Source organism: Vibrio pomeroyi (genome assembly GCA_041879425.1).
Lineage (GTDB): Bacteria > Pseudomonadota > Gammaproteobacteria > Enterobacterales > Vibrionaceae > Vibrio > Vibrio pomeroyi_A.
In genome coordinates this window covers 554,565-573,619 of record CP090854.1, presented here as the reverse complement: position 1 = coordinate 573,619, position 19,055 = coordinate 554,565, and the positions used below count along the sequence as shown (strand labels likewise).

The following is a 19,055-nucleotide window of genomic DNA, read 5'->3' as shown; positions in this document are numbered from 1 at the left end:
CTTGGGTGTTTCGATCGGCCATGGCTGATGTTTGTGACATAACAGTCACCATGTCAGAACACGGATCAAACGAAGCGCAAATATGCTGTATAAAATCGAAATGTTTCATTTGCGCCTCCAAGCTAACTAAAAAATCCAAAAAGAAATGGGGTAGTAAAGCAGACAAGTCTTTGTTAAATCGCTGCTTTCACGGTTAAAGTCTAACCAAGTGAGTATATTATTCAACCGATAATTGGTTAACATTTTCAAAACAATGCATTCACCTGAAATATCAGTTGCATATTCATTTATATATAAGATATTCACTATGATTATATAAAATTACAGCAGATCTCTCTTAGTGACTGAGAGTTCATCTCTCGATCGTTCGAGCTTAAACGCAGCGATTAGCAACAAAAATGTATGGTCCGCCCCGTTATTGCAACTACAATTAAGTAATAACGGAGTTGGTTTGCGCTAATGTATTCGGAGTCCTTGTTGGGAGCACTAGCTTCCCAGCTCCACGATGATATCCGCGCCAGATTATCCTTAAAAAGCCCAAAGCATTAATTGCTATTTTTTGTGTCAGGTTCTTAATCTGGCCGATTGACCGTTCTTGTCATCACGTTCATTGGCGTTGCAAACTTGGTTATAGCTAAACAGCCTTAAAAGCTTGGCGGTGGTATAACACCGCCCAAGCTATCCTCACTAGCTTGTTGGCTAATGCGACTACCACTACATTAAATGGTTTGGTGGCTCGTAGATTCACAAGCCACTCTCCAAACACTTTCCCTGTCGTCTCTAGTCTAGAGAGTACAGCCCTTGCCCCATGGATAAACAGAGTTCTGAGGTGTTTATTCCCTCGTTTACTCATACCAAGTAGCTTGGTCTTTCCTCCCGTTGAGAATTGCCTTGGCACAAGCCCCAACCAAGCCGCCATCTCACGGCCATTGGTAAAGTTACTCGGAGAGCTTACATCGGCAATACACAATGTGGAGGTAAGATCACCAATTCCAGGGATAGTTTTTAATAATTGAGCACTTTCGTTATTATTAACAATAGTTTGAAGCTTGTTATCTTGAGTTTTGATTTGTTCATTAAGGTACTTGTAATGTTCGTGAATAGATATCAATTCACATAGCAAGCTTTTTGGTAATGAGACGGTTTGTTCTGCTAACCATTGAAACAGAGACTTCATCTTTGCATGCCCTTTGGGAAAGCTAAGGCCGAACTCAAGTAAGATCGCGCCGATCCGCGACATAGTGGCGGTTCTCTCCTTGATATAACTATCTCTGACTCGATGAATCGCTGCGATGACTTGAGCCTCTTCACTTTTTACAGCTACAAACCTCATGGTCGGTCGACCCGCAGCCTCTGCGATCGCTGAAGCATCGATGAAATCGTTTTTATTGCCTTTGACATAAGGTTTAACATACTGAGGAGGAATAAGTCGGGGTTGATGTCCAAACTCACTACACTTTCGAGCAAGCCAATGAGCACCGCCACAAGCTTCGAAAGCAATGGTTGTTGGTTCTATTTTACTAAGAAAGATTAAGAGTTGAGTGCGATTAAATTTACGACGCAGCACCTCCACGCCACAACGGTTATGTGCGATAGCATGGAAGCAATGTTTACCTAGGTCGATACCTAAAATATGAATAGAAGACATATGGTTCACCTCATTCTGAGAGCCTACTCTAAGCTTAAGGGCTTGAGAGTGAGGCGGACCATATAATTAAGCCACGCATGATGCGTGGCTCTTAAATTTACACTAACAGATTGAATGACTTAGAAGAGAGTTCTACACAACACCCTCAGAAATAAGGCTGTGTTTATTCAACAAACGGTACATGGTGGCTCGTGATACGCCAAGCTCCTTAGCCGCCAATGAAACCTGTCCACCATAAGACTCCAATACAATCAGCAATGCATCGCGCTCTGAACGTTCACGAATGCTTTTTAAGCTGCGGCGTTCATCATTCTGTTTTGGTAAATCAAGTTGATGATCTTCGATGATCACCGCATCCGACATCAGAACAACACGCTTAATCTGATTCATCAGCTCACGGACATTACCTGGCCAGTGATAGCGATTCATCGAACGAATAGCATCTTCTGAAAAGCTCTTAGCCTGAGCATTAAACTCTTTCGAGTACTCACGCAGAAAATGATTCGCCAGTACCGAAATATCACTCACACGCTCTTTCAAGCTCGGAACATGAATACGTAGAACATTGATGTAGTGATAAAGCTCTTCATTAAAGTCACCTTCAATCAGTGCTTTTTCGATATCAGAAGAGTTCGCAGCAAGAATACGTACATCGACAGATTTTGGTCCGTTCGCTGTTTCAATTTTTCCTTCCTGCAAAAAACGCAGCAGGTTCAACTGCTGATTGCGTGGCATCGCCAACACATCATTGAGTAGGATGGTTCCGCCATCGGCTTCTTCCAACATACATGGTGCTGTCGCTTGTTGTGTTGATGCTGAGATACCAAACACCTCAGCTTCTATTCTCATTTCAGACAAGGCTCGGCAATTCACCGTGAGAAATGGTTTCTGTGCTCGCGAAGAGTTTTGATGAATCGAGCGTGCAATCGTCTCTTTGCCAGCCCCACTCTCTCCGTAAATTAAGATACTGACGTCAGTCGGCCCAATACGCTTCACTTGGTCTCTTAAGCGCTTTACAGCGACAGAGTCACCCAGCAGGCCCATATTGTTGTTAATGCCGTAGTTTGGCCATACTTTCTGCTCAAGCTTAAGCATACCCAACTGGTGACCAATAGTACTCAATAGCTGAGCGTCAGGGATTGGCGCCGTGAAAAAGTCGATACAGAAGTTAACGATAAACTGGCAGATCGTATCAGAGCTTAATTGCGATTCACGAATAAAGGCGAGCCATCTCACCTGTTTGTTATTGCTCACGAGGTTAGCAATACCGTTGAGGCTGAACTCATCATGGCTAAGATCGACAATGCCAATGCATGGGCCAATGTCAGCAATCAAGGCATCGGCTTTTCGTAAATCTGCACATTGGGTGCATTGCCAACCCACTTGTTCTAATACAGATAACCAGGGTTCGTACGCACCACCAACGACGATAAGAGAACCTGGTAAGGAATCCATCTTAAATTGAGTTCCCATCCTTCTTCCTTATTCTATTTTTATTTAAATCAGGCTAATACGAGTCACTGCTTTCATCGCTCGACAAAATGCCGCGAGATCGTATTCAGCGCAGAGACGTATAGTAGTGAGACTATCTTAGATTTTTTGTCTCAATAGTAAGACTATGTCAGAAATAATGATTTTTCGAATCAAGAGTGCGGTACAGGTTAGGTTTTGAAGGATAAAAACAGAAAAAGCCACCCGAAGGTGTAATGCCAGTCAGTTAAGCTGACTGGCATTTTTTCTGTTCGTTGCATATTTTTTGGGTTTCAGTTTCACCCAACGAGGGTAACTTCTATCTTCTCTTCGAGGTGGCAGGGTAAACATGGATATTTGCTTGAGTAAGACTTCATAATGTTTAGGAAGTTTTCCAGGACTCGTTAAAGGTAAAGCCGCGAAGTATTGAGTCACAGCCATAGCACTACTCGTAAAGCTTAATTGATTTGGCCAAACGCTATCTAATTGACTCGCAGCCTTTGTCATGACTTGTCTTATAAGGTTATAGGCGAGCAAAATTCCCCAGAGCTCCTGCTTGACCATATCTGGGCGCTTACTGCGTAATGTATACTCACTATCAAGCAAGGTTTGCTTCATTTCCCGATAGCCTAATTCGATTTCCCAACGATAGCGATAAAGCTCTACGATGTCTTCACCAGGAAAGCGCAACCCATCACGCATTGATGTAAGCACCTGATATGTCTTTCCTTTGATAATTTTCGACACTAACCTTGCTTCTATTGTCTCAGGGAGATCACTGAACTTCTTTCTTGCCTGATGTGTCGTTTTTATATCAACGATAGCGTCACTCTGACTGTATTTATGAACGACTTCATACTGGAAGTCTTTTTTCACAGGGAGCATCCAATGCCTTTCTTTGCCTACCTTATTCCAGCGATTAAGTAGCCCTAGAGAGTAGTATCCTTTGTCAAAAATAGTCAACGAATGATCGGGGGTTTGTTCAATGAGTTCTTCTGCAAGGCGCATTTCGCTGGTGCGATAGTCAGAGAATGTACTATCGATTAGTTGATGACTTGTAAGCTCCATCAAGCAAACCATACGTACCTTAGGGTAAATATTCTCAGATGATTGATTGCTTTGTGCTTTAAACTCTTGATGATTTTCAGGTGTATCTGTCGTTCTCCAAACGACACCATCGACGGATAGAAGGTTTAGTCCACACCAAGTTTCGAAGTTAGACGATTGATAGCTATGCGCAGCCATCTTCTTAAAGACTTGCTTAACACCTTCTTCGCCTAATCTCTGTCTCGCTTGAACAACAGCACTTGGGGCAACAAAGCGCTGTTTGTCTGGCAAAACAATATCGAGTTGGTTAGCGATATCCCAAACAGATTGTTGACGAAAGAGACTCATTCCAACAACGGACCAAAGTACAGCCTCCAAAGGTAACCGTCTTCTTCTAACGGTTGCGACGCCAGCTTGCTCAAAACCCTGCTGGATAAGCTCTGGACTAAGAATTTCAGAGTATTTTTCAAAGTGGTGGAAGGTATTACACGACTGAAAAGTATTGGCAAGTTGGCTTTCTAAAGACATAAAAAAATCCGATATTAGTTTCCTAATATCGGATTCTGAAGCCTTTTGAGGATCGGTCAAATGATCTCACAAATTTCTTAACTGATCGGCATTACACCCGAAGGTGGCTTTTTAATTTTATGGGCTGCTACGACCCGTAAGCGAAAGTTACGCTTGTGGACGCATTGCCGGGAACAAGATCACGTCACGGATTGTGTGCGTGTTTGTAAATAGCATTGCTAGACGGTCGATACCGATACCTTGACCCGCTGTTGGCGGTAGGCCGTGCTCTAGTGCTGTGATGTAGTCTGCATCGTAGTACATTGCTTCATCATCGCCTGCGTCTTTCGCGTTAACTTGCGCTTTAAAACGCTCGTCTTGGTCTTGTGCATCGTTAAGCTCAGAGAAACCGTTCGCTACTTCACGGCCACCGATGAAGAACTCAAAACGGTCTGTGAAGAATGGGTTGTCATCGCTACGACGTGCTAGAGGAGAGATGTCCGCTGGGTAGCCAGTGATGAACGTTGGTTGAATTAGCTGAGGCTCAGCCGTTTCACCAAAGATCTCTTCTAGAAGCTGACCACATGTCCAGAACGTTTCTACGTCTACGTGTACAGATTTTGCGATAGCAACCATCTTCTCACGGTCTTGTAGGTCTGCTTCTGTTAGCGCTTGAATCTCAGCGTGCTCAGGGTTGTAGTGTTTGATTGCATCGAACATGCTCATACGAGCGTAAGTGCCACCGAACTCAACCGTTTCGTCACCATAAGGCATAGAAGTTGAACCAAGAACGTCCATTGCTGCCGTGCTTAGCATCTCTTCTGTCAGATCCATAAGGTCTTTGTAGTCAGAGTACGCTTGGTAGAATTCCATCATTGTGAATTCTGGGTTGTGACGTGGAGATAGACCTTCGTTACGGAAGTTACGGTTGATCTCGAATACACGATCAAAACCACCAACTACTAGACGCTTAAGGTAAAGCTCTGGTGCAACACGTAGGTACATGTCGATGTCTAGTGCATTGTGGTGAGTGATGAATGGACGTGCAGTTGCACCACCTGGGATCACGTGCATCATTGGCGTTTCAACTTCTAGGTAGCCTTTAGCGCTCATGAAGTTACGGATTGAAGATACAAGCTTAGAACGCACGATGAATGCATTGCGAGAGTCTTCGTTCACGATTAGGTCAACGTAACGCTGACGGTAACGCATCTCTTGGTCAGTTAGACCGTGGAACTTCTCTGGTAGAGGACGAAGTGCTTTAGTCAGCAGTTCAAACTCTTCCATGTTCACGTAAAGGTCACCTTTACCTGATTTGTGAAGCGCACCTTTAACACCGATGATGTCACCGATATCTAGGCCTTGGTACTTCTCTTTCAGTACTTTTTGTACGTCTTTCGCTGCGTATGCTTGGATACGACCAGAAGTTTCTTGAATCGCAAGGAATGGACCACGCTTCGCCATAACACGACCAGCGATCGCAACAATGTGGTTAAGCTCTTCTAGCTCTTCCTTAGTCTTCTCACCGAATTCCGCTTGAAGATCGCCAGCTAGGTGCTCACGACGGAAATCATTTGGGTGCCCGTTAGCTTTGCAGTTTTGGCGGATGTGATCCAGCTTGCTGCGGCGCTCAGCGATTAGTTTGTTCTCTTCAGGTGAAGAAGCTTCTTGTGCGTTTTCGTTTTGAACAGCATCAGTCATTAGAGATGTACCCTGCTTTTAAAATTTGGACCGCTATATCTTTGCAAATATAGGCATTTTTACAAATATACTTGGTTTAGCTTACAGACCTGATTTCAGGCTAGCTTCAATAAATTTGTCTAAGTCACCGTCAAGAACCGCTTGAGTATTACGGTTTTCGATGCCGGTGCGTAAATCTTTGATACGAGAATCATCCAGTACGTAAGAGCGGATTTGGCTGCCCCAACCTATGTCTGATTTGGTATCTTCATTCGCTTGTTTTTCAGCATTTTGTTTTTGAATCTCAAGTTCAAAAAGCTTAGCACGTAGCTGCTTCATCGCTTGATCTTTGTTCTTATGCTGCGAACGGTCATTCTGACATTGAACCACAGTATTGGTAGGAACGTGGGTAATACGTACCGCCGATTCCGTGGTGTTTACGTGCTGACCACCAGCGCCCGAAGCTCGGTATACGTCAATACGTAAGTCAGAAGGGTTAATGTCGATCGTAATGTTGTCATCAATCTCTGGGTAGATAAACGCAGATGCAAATGAAGTATGACGACGGCCACTTGAATCAAATGGTGATTTACGAACCAGACGGTGAACACCTGTCTCTGTACGTAACCAACCATAAGCATACTCACCAGAGATACGTACCGTTGCACCTTTTAAACCAGCAACTTCCCCTTCAGATACCTCGATAACTTCCGTTTTGAAGCCCTTAGCTTCAGCCCAACGCAAGTACATACGCAGCATCATTGAAGTCCAGTCTTGAGCTTCAGTACCACCTGAACCCGACTGTAGATCGATATAACAGTCTGAAGCATCATGCTCACCAGAGAACATACGACGGAACTCAAGTTTACCTAACTTAGCTTCAAGCTCCGCTAGCTCTGGTTCAATTTCGTCGAACGTTTCTTGATCTTCTTCTTCAACCGCAAGCTCGAGCAAACCATCAACATCCTCAACACCTTGGTCAAGTTGATCAATCGTTTCGACGACCGCCTCCAGTGCAGAACGCTCTTTACCTAGCGCTTGAGCACGCTCAGGTTCGTTCCATACATCCGGTTGTTCTAATTCTGCATTTACTTCTTCTAGACGCTCTTTCTTAGCGTCATAGTCAAAGGTACCCCCTCAGGATATTCGTGCGCTCAGACACATCCTGCAGACGGTTTTTAATAGGATTGATTTCAAACATTTTAGCTCATCATTTATGAGTAGAATTTAACCGAAGAATTGTACTCAAAAGTGTGATGGATATACAGAATTTTTTAGAGTGTAGAACCAAGATTCAACAACTTAATGAGATATAAAATTGACAGACAAAAGAAAGACGTAAAATTTATAAGGAAAAGGAAGAAAACAAGCACTGCTTTGAACAGAGCTTGTTGAATTTGGCGCTATATGATGAGCGTTCTTGAGCCTAAAAAACTATTTGGCTTCGATATGGTCGATCATCAACTGCAACGATTGGTTGCCGCGAAATTCGTTAATATCGAGCTTATATGCAAGATGTACCGTTTTCACTGAGGCATCAGGCCAGCGACGTAGATCAACATTAAACGCAATACCATCAATCATCACATTGGTCGGGTGGCCTTTATACAATGGCTCAAGCATTAACTTTAGATGCTTTTCACCCACTAACTTTTGATGCAGAACTTTAAACTCACCATCAAAGATGGGCTCAGGGAAAGCTTGTCCCCACGGACCACCTGAACGCAATGTTTCGGCGGTGTGCATCGAAAACTCTTCTGGTAATAGCTCTCCATCAGACAAGATAATACCCTTAAGTGCTGTTTCTCCAAGCTCACTCTTCACAGCCTCATTAAATAGCTTGCTGAAACGTTCAAAGTTCTTTTCCATGATGGTTAAGCCTGCTGCCATTGCGTGACCACCAAACTTTAGAATCAAACCTGGATTTTGAGTGTCGATACGATCTAAAGCATCACGCATGTGCAAACCCGGAATCGAGCGGCAAGAGCCTTTGATACTGCCTTCGCCACCATCTGCAAACGCAATCACAGGACGGTGGTATTTATCTTTAATACGCGAAGCCAAGATACCAATCACACCTTGATGCCAATCACGTTGGAACAAGGCTAAACCAGAAGGTAGGTCGTCTTTACCAAATTCAAGGCGCTCACAAAAAGCCATCGCTTCTTGCTTCATGCCCTCTTCGATCTCTTTACGTGTTTGGTTTAAACCATCTAACTCGCTGGCCATTCGGCGCGCGGCATGGATGTTATTGCTCATCAATAGTTCAACGCCAAAAGACATATCGTCCAATCGACCAGCTGCGTTAATGCGAGGCCCCAGTGCAAAACCAAAATCAGAAGCTACCAAACGCTTAGCGTCTCGCTTGGCAATTTCGATCAAAGCTTGAATACCCGGACGAGCTTTGCCCGCACGAATACGTTGCAAGCCTTGATGCACCAAGATTCGGTTATTTTCATCAAGTGGAACTACGTCGGCAACGGTACCCAACGCCACAAGGTCAATCAGTTCCATCAACTTAGGCTCTGTCATGCCGTGTTGAGCAAACCAACCCAATTTACGCATGTGAACACACAATGCCATCATCAGGTAAAAAGCCACGCCAACACCAGCTAAGGCTTTTGAAGGAAAAGCGCAACTTTCAAGGTTCGGATTCACCATCGCATCAACCATTGGCAGCTCATTGCCCGGTAAGTGATGGTCGGTAACCAGAACTTCTAGTCCTTTCTCTTTGGCAAAACGCACACCTTCAATCGAAGAAACACCGTTATCAACCGTCATGATCACTTCGGCACCAAGCTCGATTGCCTGTTCAACAACCTCAGGGCTCAAGCCATAACCATCTTCAAAACGGTTTGGTACCAGATAATCAACGTTAGAGCTGCCCAACATACGCAGGGCAAGTACTGATAACGCTGAACTGGTTGCTCCATCTGCATCAAAGTCACCAACAATGATGATGCGTTTTTGCTGTTGAATGGCTTTGAACAACAATTCAACCGCAGCATCAATACCGCCCAGTTTTTGATAAGAGTGCAAGCCTTTCGCAGCAGTCTCAAGTTGGTCAGCACTGTCGATACCACGACTCACATAAATGCGCTTTAACAAGTCAGGTAAGTGAGCAGGTAAAACTGAAATGTCGACCTCTGGACGGCGTTGGATCTCTATCATATAAAAATGGGCCCGATATCAATCAGGCCACTCCTTAAATCAAAAACATGGGGGATAAATTGGCAATCAGAAAACGAGATTATTGCTCTAAACGTTGAAGCAGTTGTGCTGGCGGTAAGTAACCACTCACCAACTCACCACTTTCTAATACGATAGCTGGCGTACCATTGATGCCAAGCTCACGACCAAGTTGGTATTGTTTCGCGATGATCTGTTTCTGCTCAGCAAGGTCTTTACCTGATGCTGGCATTTGACGTTCTACTTTGGCATTGTGCATCGCTGCTTTTGGATCTTCAGAAGCCCAAATTGCTGCCATTTGGTCTGCAACTTGACCCGTTGCACCTTGGCGTGGGTAAGCCATGTAACGAACGGTAATACCTAAGTCGTTGTAGCCCTGCATTTGGCTGTGCAGACGAACACAGTAACCACACGTAATATCCGTAAACACAGTCACAACGTGCTTTTCGTTATCCGCTTTATATTCGATAACCGTATCTGACAGTGCTGCTACTTTTTCAGCATTAAGCGGCGCTTGTCGCTCAGCCAATACATCACTGAATTTGCCGTTCTCATCCAAAGAGTAAAGTGTGCCCGCTAGAAAGTGATCACCTTTTGGAGAAGAGAAGATAATGCCGCTGTTGGTTTGAATCTCTAACAGACCATCGATATCTGAAGGAACGATCTTATCAACTTTGATACCGATTTTTTCGAAGCGCTTAGTTAACGCTGCTGTATCAATCGCTTGAGCTGGAGCAACTTCAACGGCTGTTGATGTTTGTTCTACTTTAGCTTCTGATGCGTTACATGCAGTAATCATCAGTGGAAGCGCTAATAGAGGAAGACGGCGTAATACGCTCATTAAGTTCACCTTAAAAATAAATGGATTTAAGCACGAGGGTGATGCTGCGCGTGAATTTGCTTCAGCCTTTCAGTCGCCACGTGAGTATAAATTTGGGTTGTCGATAAGTCACTATGCCCAAGCAACATCTGTACGACCCTGAGATCGGCGCCATAGTTCAGTAAATGCGTCGCAAAAGCGTGTCTTAATACGTGCGGTGACAACAATTCAGTATCGATACCTGCGATAACCGAGTAATGCTTAATACGGTACCAGAACGTCTGACGGGTCATTTGCTTGGCGCGCTTACTCGGAAAAACCACGTCTGAACTGTTTTCACCAAGCAACTGCGGACGACCTTGTTCAATAAACGTCTCAATCCAATCTACGGCATTTTCGCCCATTGGTACCAAGCGCTCTTTGCCGCCTTTACCAATAACACGCACCACGCCTTGTCTTAGGCTGATGTTTTCCATCGTCAAACTAACCAGTTCCGTCACACGTAAACCGGTGGCATAGAGTAACTCAAGCATGGCTTTATCGCGAAGCTCAATAGGATCGTTCGGATCTGGCGCATCGAGTAAGGCGTCCACTTGTTCTTCGCTCAAATCTTTTGGCAAGCGTTGAGGAAGCTTAGGGCTTATTAACAAAGCGCTTGGGTCATCAGCCCGGATTTTCTCACGGTGCAAATATTGAAACAGGCGACGAATTGCCGACAACATGCGTGCACGAGAAGTCTGCTTAAAATCAGCATCGGCTAACCAGCCTTGATAATCTTGTAGCCCTGAAAGGCTAATAAAATCGAGGCGGTAATTGTGCTGTTCCATCCAGGTAAGTAGCTTGGACAAATCAGTACGATACGAGACAAGCGTATTCTCAGATAACCCTCGCTCCATCCACATAGCATCTAAAAACTGTTCTACTAGACCGTGGTCTGCGCTCTGCCCTTGAGGCGACTGCATAGTGTTACTCACAATATTGGAAACTGTTTTGAGAGTATGCCAGAGCAAATATGAATGCCATAAAAATTACGACTTGAGCGGATAATCGCTGCAATCGAAGTCGATTTATGGTTAGAATTCGCCATCTGAAATTAAAATCGAACGTTTGCTATGAAAATTGGATTATTTTACGGCTCAACCACCTGCTACACCGAAATGGCAGCAGAAAAGATTCGCGGCATTATTGGTGAAGACCTAGTTGATATCCATAACGTGAAAGAAACCCCTCTTTCATTGATGGCAGACTACGACCTTTTATTACTGGGCATCTCAACATGGGACTTCGGTGAAATCCAAGAAGATTGGAATGAACTGTGGGACGACATCGCGACAACGCCAGTTAAAGGCAAGGTTGTGGCACTGTTTGGTTTGGGTGACCAAGAAGGTTACGGTGAATGGTTCTTAGATGCGATGGGTCTATTGCATGACGAACTGAAAACCGCTGGTGCAGAGTTTGTTGGCTTCTGGCCAAACGATGACAGCTACGAGTTCGAAGCGTCTAAAGCACTCACCGAAGACCAATCACAATTCGTTGGTTTGGCGCTTGATGAAGATTCACAATACGAACTCAGCGACGACCGTATCGCAAGCTGGGTAGAGCAAGTTCTGGTTGAGTACAGCGAAAAGCTATAAGCGCATATTCGCTCTCGAAGATCTGTTCATATAGAAACACACAGAATACAAAAAGGCCTCATTACTGCGAAGTAATGAGGCCTTTTCTATGTCTAGTGACTATTTAATCTCAACGGAAAGATTAAACCGTCTCTTCTGCCATCTCTTGCTCTGTTGATTTACCAACAAAGAACATACAAATGATTGCTGCAGTTGTTGGCAGTAACCAACCCATGCCGATCTCAAACAGTGGCAGCATCTTCAGTGCAGATACATCCACACCCGCTACTTTAGCGCCATCAATTAGAGCAAACAGTAGAGACACTAATACCACCACGCGGTAAGCCGCTTTTGGATTAGGGAAACGGCTGCGCAAGAACGTAAGTGCTACTAGAGCGATAGCGACTGGGTAAAGTGCAAACAGTACTGGTACAGACAGAGAAATCAGTTGAGAAAGACCCACGTTCGCTACGGTTGCACAAGCGACACCGTTAATGATTACCCAAGTCTTGTAAGACAGAGGCGTTAGCGAGCTGAAGTAATCAGAACATGCTGATACTAGGCCAATCGCTGTGGTTAGACACGCCAATAGTACGATCACAGAAAGCACTAGCTGACCAGAAGGGCCAAACAAAGATTGAACGTATAGGCTTAAGATAGCACCACCGTTGTCCGCACCGGCTGCTACTGTTGCACTTGTTGCGCCTAGGAAGAACAGAGAGATGTAAACAAACGCTAGGCCAGCGGCTGCAATACAACCAGCGCTGATCAGATACTTAGTCGTCGCTGCTCGGTCAGTAATGCCCTTACTGCGGATCGCGTCAACAATCAGCATACCAAACATCAAAGAAGCAAAAGTATCCATGGTGTTGTAGCCTTCAAGGAAACCTTTAGTCAGTGGTTGAGTGATGTACTCACCGTGAGCCGCAAGAACGTCGCCTTGAGGGTTAACGAATACAGCAATCGCCAGTACAACTAAGCCAACGAATAGTGCAGGTGTCAGTACCTTGCCGATTACATCGATAAGCTTACCTTGCGACCATGAGAAGAACATCGCTACAACAAAAAAGGCAATCGAAAAAAGAGTGAGGTGAGCTTGAGAGGCGTCGATGAAGAACGGTTTCACCGCCATCTCATAAGCAACAAGACCGGTACGTGGTGCAGCAAATGCAGGACCGATAATGATGAAGATCAGCACAGCCATGATGGTTGCAGCTTGCTTAGGAAGATCTTTGGTTAGATGACCCCAAGAGCCACCAGCAACAGCAACGGCTACGATTGTGATTAACGGCAGACCAACGGCAGTCAGCAGAAAACCAGACATAGCTGGAAGAAAGTGGTCACCAGCCAATTGGCCAGCTAGAGGTGGGAAGATGATGTTACCCGCACCCAAGAAAAACGCAAAAAGCATAAAGCCCAATGCCATTATATCTGTTAGTTTTAGACTCTGTTTCACAGATAATCCTTAATTATATTTATGAATTTATGTTGTGCTTACATGAATGTTACAGCTCAAGGCTGCCAATCAATCTATAAAATAGTCGCGCATAATGACGAAACACTTAGCTAGCTGCAAGTCACCATAAAAAAACACCATATAAATTTGCATATATGAACAAAAAGCAGTGGATTCCACTGGATATGGAAAAATAGCCATAATTATAAACTAACCATAATTCACAACAATAAATCACCAAGCAGAACATTGATTCATACAAGTGGTTAACATTAGAGCCAATCACTTAAAATATCTCGATACTCAGAACATTCATGAAAGACAAAACAATAGAAACCAAAAGCTTCAATTTTAAGAAATTCTCTATTTACGGTGGGCAGAGCGGTATGCCGGTCAGCACCGATGGCGTGCTACTTGGTGCGTGGATGAGCCTTGCGCCGAAATCATCGGTACTCGACATAGGAACAGGCACAGGGTTGCTAGCCTTGATGACAGCACAGCGCTTTGAAGATGCCGCTATCTCAGCGATCGACATTGATCAGCACGCCATTGATGCAGCGACCATCAATATTGAGCAGTCACCTTGGCAAGATCGTGTCTCGCTTCATCACGACAGCGTATTAACGGCAAACTTTCCACAGAGGTTTGATGCGATCATCTGTAACCCGCCCTACTTCAACTCTGGCGAACAAGCACAGCAAAGCCAAAGAGCCACAGCCAGACATACAGACAGCTTGGATCACCTTGATCTTGCGAAGCGCTGCTTCGAGATAACAACCGACTCTGCGACGGCCAGTTTCATACTGCCAACGCCAGAGGGAGAAGGCTTCATCAAGCTTGCCCAGCAGTGTGGTTGGTACTTAGCAAAGCGCCTTGATGTGAAAACAACAGACAAGAAACCCGCGAGCCGAATCCTGTTTGAGTTATCTAAAAATCCTGCTTGTGAGCAAGATTTGCAGCGTGAATCGCTTACAATTCATCATCAGGGTGGTTATAGCGCAGCATTTATTGCACTTACTAAAGATTTTTATCTCAAGATGTAGCAAATACCATGTGATCCTAATCACTAATGCTTCTATAATGTCCGACTACTCTTTTTTATCGTCTGCTTTTTGAGGCAGAAACATTTATTGCTTGTGGAGAAACAACAGTGATCAGAACCTTTGCAGAACTCGATCTAAACCAAGAGCTGCTTAAAGCAATTGACGAAATGGGCTATGAACGTCCAACACAGATACAAGCTGAAGCAATCCCACAAGCGTTAGATGGAAGAGACGTTTTGGCTTCTGCGCCAACAGGTACTGGTAAAACAGCATCATTCGTACTGCCAGCACTGCAGTACCTACAGGATTTCCCACGCAAGAAAGCGGGCCCTGCTCGTATGCTTATACTGACGCCAACTCGTGAACTGGCAATGCAGATCACTGACCAAGCTCGTGAGCTTGCGAAATACACTGCACTAAACATCTTCACCATCACAGGTGGTGTGATGTACCAAGAGCACGCAGATATCCTTGGCACAACGCAAGACATCGTAGTAGCAACACCAGGCCGTCTGATGGAATACATCGAAGCTGAGCGCTTTGACTGTCGTGCTATCGAATGGCTGATCCTAGACGAAGCAGACCGCATGCTAGACATGGGCTTTGGTCCTGTTGTTGATCGCCTGTCTGCAGAGTGTCGCTGGCGTAAACAAACTTTACTTTTCTCAGCAACGCTAGAAGGTAAAGGTGTTGAAGGCTTCACTGAAGATCTACTGAAAAACCCAGCGGAGATCGATGCGAAATCATCACTTCGTGAGCGTAAGAAGATCACTCAGTGGTACCACCGTGCAGACACAGCAGAGCACAAGCTAAACATCCTAAAGCACATCATCACAGAGCAAGCTGAGCGCAGCATCGTGTTCTTGAAGACTCGTGATCGCCTAGGTGATCTTCGTGCTCAACTAGAAAGCGCGCAAATACCATGTGCATGGATCCAAGGTGAGATGCCTCAAGATCGTCGTAACAACGCAATTGCTCGTTTCCGTGACGGTTCAGTAAACGTATTGCTAGCGACTGACGTTGCTGCTCGTGGTATCGACCTTCCAGACGTAAGCCACGTAATCAACTACGACATGCCACGTACTGCTGACGTATATCTACACCGTATCGGCCGTACGGCTCGTGCTGGTAAGAAAGGTAACGCGGTTTCTATCATTGAAGCGCACGATCAACTGATGATTGAGCGTGTGGCTCGTTACACAGACGAACCAATCAAAGAACGCTTCATCGAAGGCATGCGCCCAACGCACAAGAAAGCGGCCGTGACTAAGAAGAAGAAGCCGAAGAAAGAAGATAAGAAAGCCGTAGCGAAACAGAAAATCGCTAAGAAGAAGAAAATCGCTAAGAAAAAGAAAGCGGTTAAAAACAAGTAATCTAACGCTTTCAACGATTCAATAAAAAGCCCCATGCAGTTCGCTGCATGGGGCTTTTTCTATCTGGGTGGCATCGCGCTATAGAGCGTGACGACCATTAATCAATCCTACTTAGTTTTGCTCTTCGCGCTTGAAGACTAACTCTTTCGCGTTCGACTCTTCTTCAACGAAATAGTAACCCGCGGTATCGAACTTGGTCAGTGCTTCGACTGAATCCACTTTGTTTTCGATAATGTAGCGAGCCATCATGCCACGCGCTTTCTTCGCGTAAAAACTGATGACCTTGTATTGACCATTCTTACAGTCTTTGAACACCGGTGTAATCACTTGGCCATCCAAGTTCTTCGGCTTCACTGCTTTAAAGTATTCGTTCGACGCTAGGTTAATCAACACATTGTCGCCTTGAGCGTTCAACGCTTCATTCAGCTTGTCTGTGATGATGTTGCCCCAGAACTGGTACAAGTTAGTACCACGAGCATTCGCTAAGCGTGTGCCCATCTCTAGGCGGTAAGGCTGCATCAAATCTAAAGGCTTAAGCAAACCATACAATCCAGAAAGCATGCGCAGGTGATTTTGTGCGTAGTCAAAATCTTCATCCGATAGCGTCTCAGCGTCTAAGCCTGTGTATACATCGCCTTTGAAAGCTAGGATGGCTTGGCGTGCGTTGTCTTGGGTAAAGGTCTCGCTCCATTGCTCAAAGCGCGCTACGTTCAACCCTGCGATCTTATCGCTGACTTTCATCAATGCAGATACATCTGCAGGTGTCAGTTTACGGCACTCTTCAATAAGCTCGGCAGAGTGTTCAACAAACTCAGGCTGACTAAAGCGTTCAGTCGCTAATGGTGATTCGTAATCAAGTGTTTTGGCTGGAGAAACGACAACTAACATAACTTTACCCTAATCGGTTATCTAACTGGATGCTGCTAGAGTATAGAAAAAACATCAACTTGTCTTTATGACTCTTCCTATTACTTTGATAGGGAGAATGAGCCAAACGACAGGCAAAGAAAAAGGCTAAGGTCGAAACCTTAGCCTTTCTAATCGTTTTAGGATGAGCGGTTTATCGCTCCAACAAGATTACTTCTTGTTGTTGTCCCAAATACCGTCTTCCAGTTGAGACTTAAGCTCAGGGAAGTCATTCGAATCGAATGTCGGTACTTTACCCGCGTCTAGTTGGCGGTTGTAGTCTTTCGCTAGCTTAATCACGATGCCCGATAGCAGGATAATCGCCACCAAGTTAACAATCGCCATTAGGCCCATCGATACGTCAGCCAGAGCCCATACCGTTGGTAGTGTCGCTAGAGAACCAAACATAACCATACCCAGTACAACAATACGGAACAGCACTAGGCCTTTCTTGTTGTTGTGCTCTAGGAAGATAAGGTTCGTTTCAGCGTACGAGTAGTTTGCAATGATTGAAGTGAAAGCGAAGAAGAAAATCGCTACCGCCACAAAGATGCCGCCCCATTCGCCCACTTGTGCTGTTAGTGCACGTTGCGTTAGTTCGATACCTGTTACTTCACCGTGTGGTACATACTCACCAGACATCAGGATGATTGCTACTGTTGCAGAACAGATAACAATAGTGTCCATGAATACACCTAGCATTTGCACGTAACCTTGCGATGCTGGGTGCGGTGGGTAAGGCGTAGCAGAAGCTGCTGCGTTTGGCGCAGAACCCATACCCGCTTCGTTCGAGAACAAACCACGTTTGATACCGTTAATCATCGCTTGTGCGATTGCGTAACCAAGGCCACCCGCTGCTGCTTCTTGCAGGCCGAATGCACTCTTGAAGATAAGAGCCAATACTTCAGGCACTTTCTCAATGTTCGCGAACATCACGTACATAGCGATCGCTAGGTAAGCTAATGCCATGATTGGAACGATAATTTCTGCAGTACGTGCAATCTTACGGATACCACCGAAGATAACGAATGCAGAGATAATTACGATACCAACACCAACGTAGCTACGCTCAAGGTCAAATGCTGTGTTCATTGCGCTTGCAATCGCGTTTGCTTGAACCGCGTTGAATACAAGACCGAATGCAATGATTAGGAAGATAGAGAATAGAACCCCCATCCAACGCATGCCTAGGCCTTTCTCCATGTAGTATGCAGGGCCGCCGCGGTAGTTACCGTCGTTATCACGCGTTTTGTATAGCTGTGCCAGTGTGCTTTCAGCAAACGATGTTGCCATACCTAGCATTGCGATTAGCCACATCCAGAAGATAGCACCAGGGCCACCAGCGGTTAGTGCTACAGCAACACCTGCCATGTTACCCGTACCTACACGAGCAGCGAGACTAGTACAAAGAGCTTGGAAAGAAGAGATACCAGCACTGTCTGCTTTACGGCTGTTTCTTAGAACAGAGAACATGTGGCCGAAATGGCGGAATTGAATGAAGCCTAGTCGTACGGTGAAGTAGATACCCACACCAACCAGTAAGTAAACTAAGATAGATCCCCAAAGGAGATCGTTCATCAAATTGATTAAGTCTGTCACGTGAACCTCGTAATTGAGTTTAAGCACCGATCATGCTTCCTAGCCTTCCTCTAGATCACCTATGCCAGTGTCAATAGTTGTGTCGGCATTAGTTTTATATTTATTTGCTGCGATCTAGATTGTAAATGTCGCTTCATGCATCCATTTTACGTATCAGTGTATTTTTTGACGGGCGGATAATGCAGCGAGACGGCTTAAAAATCAATATGCAAATGCACTTATATTAAAATGACATTTCACTAATAACACACCTTTTGTTAACACATTTTTCAACAATACAGCCCAATAAAAGTCACATTATCGGGACATAATATCAACAACAACCATCGCCTCACCGCAACAAGAACACCATCCTATAAAAATGACGTCAGCCTAGGTTTTACAAGGTATAGTGAAGATCTGCGTTTTTTTCTAGAGCAATAAGATTGCTATCTCGCACACGGCAATACGCACTTAAATGCATTATGGCTAAAGTGCTATTCCTTTCGCACAATGAATTAACATTCAATAACCCGTAATTTAATCGTTTACTTAGGTTTGTTTGCTTGTTTTTTGTACATAAAAATTCCCTCAATGTGTGAGCATGCATAAAAAAACAGAACAAAAGCTTCATAGATTTGAAACAAATGAGAAACAAATCAAGGTTATGGTGAACCTAAATATGATATTTAATGGTTCGTAAGAACTAGTCCCACGGAAGGAGA

14 protein-coding genes are annotated in these 19,055 nt (G+C 44.7%); 3 read left to right on the top strand and 11 right to left on the bottom strand.

Annotation, left to right across the window (positions count from 1 at the left end):
• Nucleotides 1–634 precede the first annotated feature (634 nt).
• From L0992_02590 to xerD, 8 genes are all read right to left on the bottom strand, one after another.
• Nucleotides 635–1,648 (bottom strand): IS110 family transposase, encoded by a 1,014-nt coding sequence (locus L0992_02590; protein XGB67615.1) that lies wholly within the window; start codon nt 1,646–1,648, stop codon nt 635–637.
• A 132-nt stretch (nt 1,649–1,780) separates the two neighbouring features.
• Nucleotides 1,781–3,121, bottom strand: a complete 1,341-nt coding sequence (vpsR, locus tag L0992_02585) for a cyclic-di-GMP-binding transcriptional regulator VpsR (protein ID XGB67614.1) — start codon at nt 3,119–3,121, stop codon at nt 1,781–1,783.
• A gap of 240 nt (nt 3,122–3,361) precedes the next feature.
• Nucleotides 3,362–4,693, bottom strand: coding sequence for an IS4 family transposase (locus L0992_02580; GenBank protein ID XGB67613.1), 1,332 nt, complete (start codon nt 4,691–4,693; stop codon nt 3,362–3,364).
• A 147-nt stretch (nt 4,694–4,840) separates the two neighbouring features.
• Nucleotides 4,841–6,373, bottom strand: a complete 1,533-nt coding sequence (gene lysS / locus L0992_02575; protein ID XGB67612.1) for a lysine--tRNA ligase — start codon at nt 6,371–6,373, stop codon at nt 4,841–4,843.
• Between the two features lie 81 nt (nt 6,374–6,454).
• A protein-coding gene (gene prfB / locus L0992_02570; GenBank protein XGB67611.1) for a peptide chain release factor 2 occupies nt 6,455–7,553 on the bottom strand; the annotation gives its coding sequence in 2 pieces (ribosomal slippage) (nt 6,455–7,477 and nt 7,479–7,553; 1,098 coding nt in all).
• Nucleotides 7,554–7,786: 233 nt separating this feature from the next.
• Nucleotides 7,787–9,523 carry a single-stranded-DNA-specific exonuclease RecJ gene (recJ, locus tag L0992_02565; GenBank protein XGB67610.1) on the bottom strand — a complete coding sequence of 579 codons (1,737 nt, stop codon included), beginning with the start codon at nt 9,521–9,523 and terminating at the stop codon, nt 7,787–7,789.
• A 79-nt stretch (nt 9,524–9,602) separates the two neighbouring features.
• Nucleotides 9,603–10,382, bottom strand: coding sequence for a thioredoxin fold domain-containing protein (locus L0992_02560; protein ID XGB67609.1), 780 nt, complete (start codon nt 10,380–10,382; stop codon nt 9,603–9,605).
• Nucleotides 10,383–10,408: 26 nt separating this feature from the next.
• A complete protein-coding gene (xerD, locus tag L0992_02555) occupies nt 10,409–11,323 on the bottom strand; it encodes a site-specific tyrosine recombinase XerD (GenBank protein XGB67608.1) in 915 nt (304 codons plus the stop codon).
• A 150-nt stretch (nt 11,324–11,473) separates the two neighbouring features.
• Here xerD and fldB point away from each other — a divergent pair, with 150 nt between their 5' ends.
• Nucleotides 11,474–11,995: a flavodoxin FldB gene (gene fldB / locus L0992_02550; GenBank protein XGB67607.1), complete on the top strand. Its 522-nt coding sequence runs from the start codon at nt 11,474–11,476 to the stop codon at nt 11,993–11,995.
• Nucleotides 11,996–12,116: 121 nt separating this feature from the next.
• Here the strand turns inward: fldB and brnQ are convergent, their stop codons facing one another.
• Nucleotides 12,117–13,430, bottom strand: a complete 1,314-nt coding sequence (gene brnQ, locus L0992_02545; GenBank protein XGB67606.1) for a branched-chain amino acid transport system II carrier protein — start codon at nt 13,428–13,430, stop codon at nt 12,117–12,119.
• 314 nt (nt 13,431–13,744) lie between these two features.
• On the opposite strand from brnQ, the gene L0992_02540 reads away from it, so the two are divergent.
• Together L0992_02540 and srmB are read left to right on the top strand one after the other, a co-directional pair.
• Nucleotides 13,745–14,473 carry a methyltransferase gene (locus L0992_02540; GenBank protein XGB67605.1) on the top strand — a complete coding sequence of 243 codons (729 nt, stop codon included), beginning with the start codon at nt 13,745–13,747 and terminating at the stop codon, nt 14,471–14,473.
• Between the two features lie 107 nt (nt 14,474–14,580).
• Nucleotides 14,581–15,846, top strand: coding sequence for an ATP-dependent RNA helicase SrmB (gene srmB / locus L0992_02535; GenBank protein XGB67604.1), 1,266 nt, complete (start codon nt 14,581–14,583; stop codon nt 15,844–15,846).
• A gap of 111 nt (nt 15,847–15,957) precedes the next feature.
• Here the strand turns inward: srmB and yaaA are convergent, their stop codons facing one another.
• Both yaaA and L0992_02525 read right to left on the bottom strand, forming a co-directional pair.
• Nucleotides 15,958–16,734, bottom strand: a complete 777-nt coding sequence (gene yaaA / locus L0992_02530; GenBank protein ID XGB67603.1) for a peroxide stress protein YaaA — start codon at nt 16,732–16,734, stop codon at nt 15,958–15,960.
• 189 nt (nt 16,735–16,923) lie between these two features.
• Nucleotides 16,924–18,351 carry a sodium:alanine symporter family protein gene (locus L0992_02525; protein XGB68673.1) on the bottom strand — a complete coding sequence of 476 codons (1,428 nt, stop codon included), beginning with the start codon at nt 18,349–18,351 and terminating at the stop codon, nt 16,924–16,926.
• Nucleotides 18,352–19,055 lie beyond the last annotated feature (704 nt).

Coding starts and splice junctions, on each gene's coding strand:
- yaaA (XGB67603.1), bottom strand. CDS start 16,734: ATGTTAGTTGTCGTTTCTCCAGCCAAAACACTTGATTACGAATCACCA.
- L0992_02540 (XGB67605.1), top strand. CDS start 13,745: ATGAAAGACAAAACAATAGAAACCAAAAGCTTCAATTTTAAGAAATTC.
- vpsR (XGB67614.1), bottom strand. CDS start 3,121: ATGGGAACTCAATTTAAGATGGATTCCTTACCAGGTTCTCTTATCGTC.
- fldB (XGB67607.1), top strand. CDS start 11,474: ATGAAAATTGGATTATTTTACGGCTCAACCACCTGCTACACCGAAATG.
- xerD (XGB67608.1), bottom strand. CDS start 11,323: ATGCAGTCGCCTCAAGGGCAGAGCGCAGACCACGGTCTAGTAGAACAG.
- L0992_02590 (XGB67615.1), bottom strand. CDS start 1,648: ATGTCTTCTATTCATATTTTAGGTATCGACCTAGGTAAACATTGCTTC.
- lysS (XGB67612.1), bottom strand. CDS start 6,373: ATGACTGATGCTGTTCAAAACGAAAACGCACAAGAAGCTTCTTCACCT.
- L0992_02580 (XGB67613.1), bottom strand. CDS start 4,693: ATGTCTTTAGAAAGCCAACTTGCCAATACTTTTCAGTCGTGTAATACC.
- recJ (XGB67610.1), bottom strand. CDS start 9,523: ATGATAGAGATCCAACGCCGTCCAGAGGTCGACATTTCAGTTTTACCT.
- L0992_02560 (XGB67609.1), bottom strand. CDS start 10,382: ATGAGCGTATTACGCCGTCTTCCTCTATTAGCGCTTCCACTGATGATT.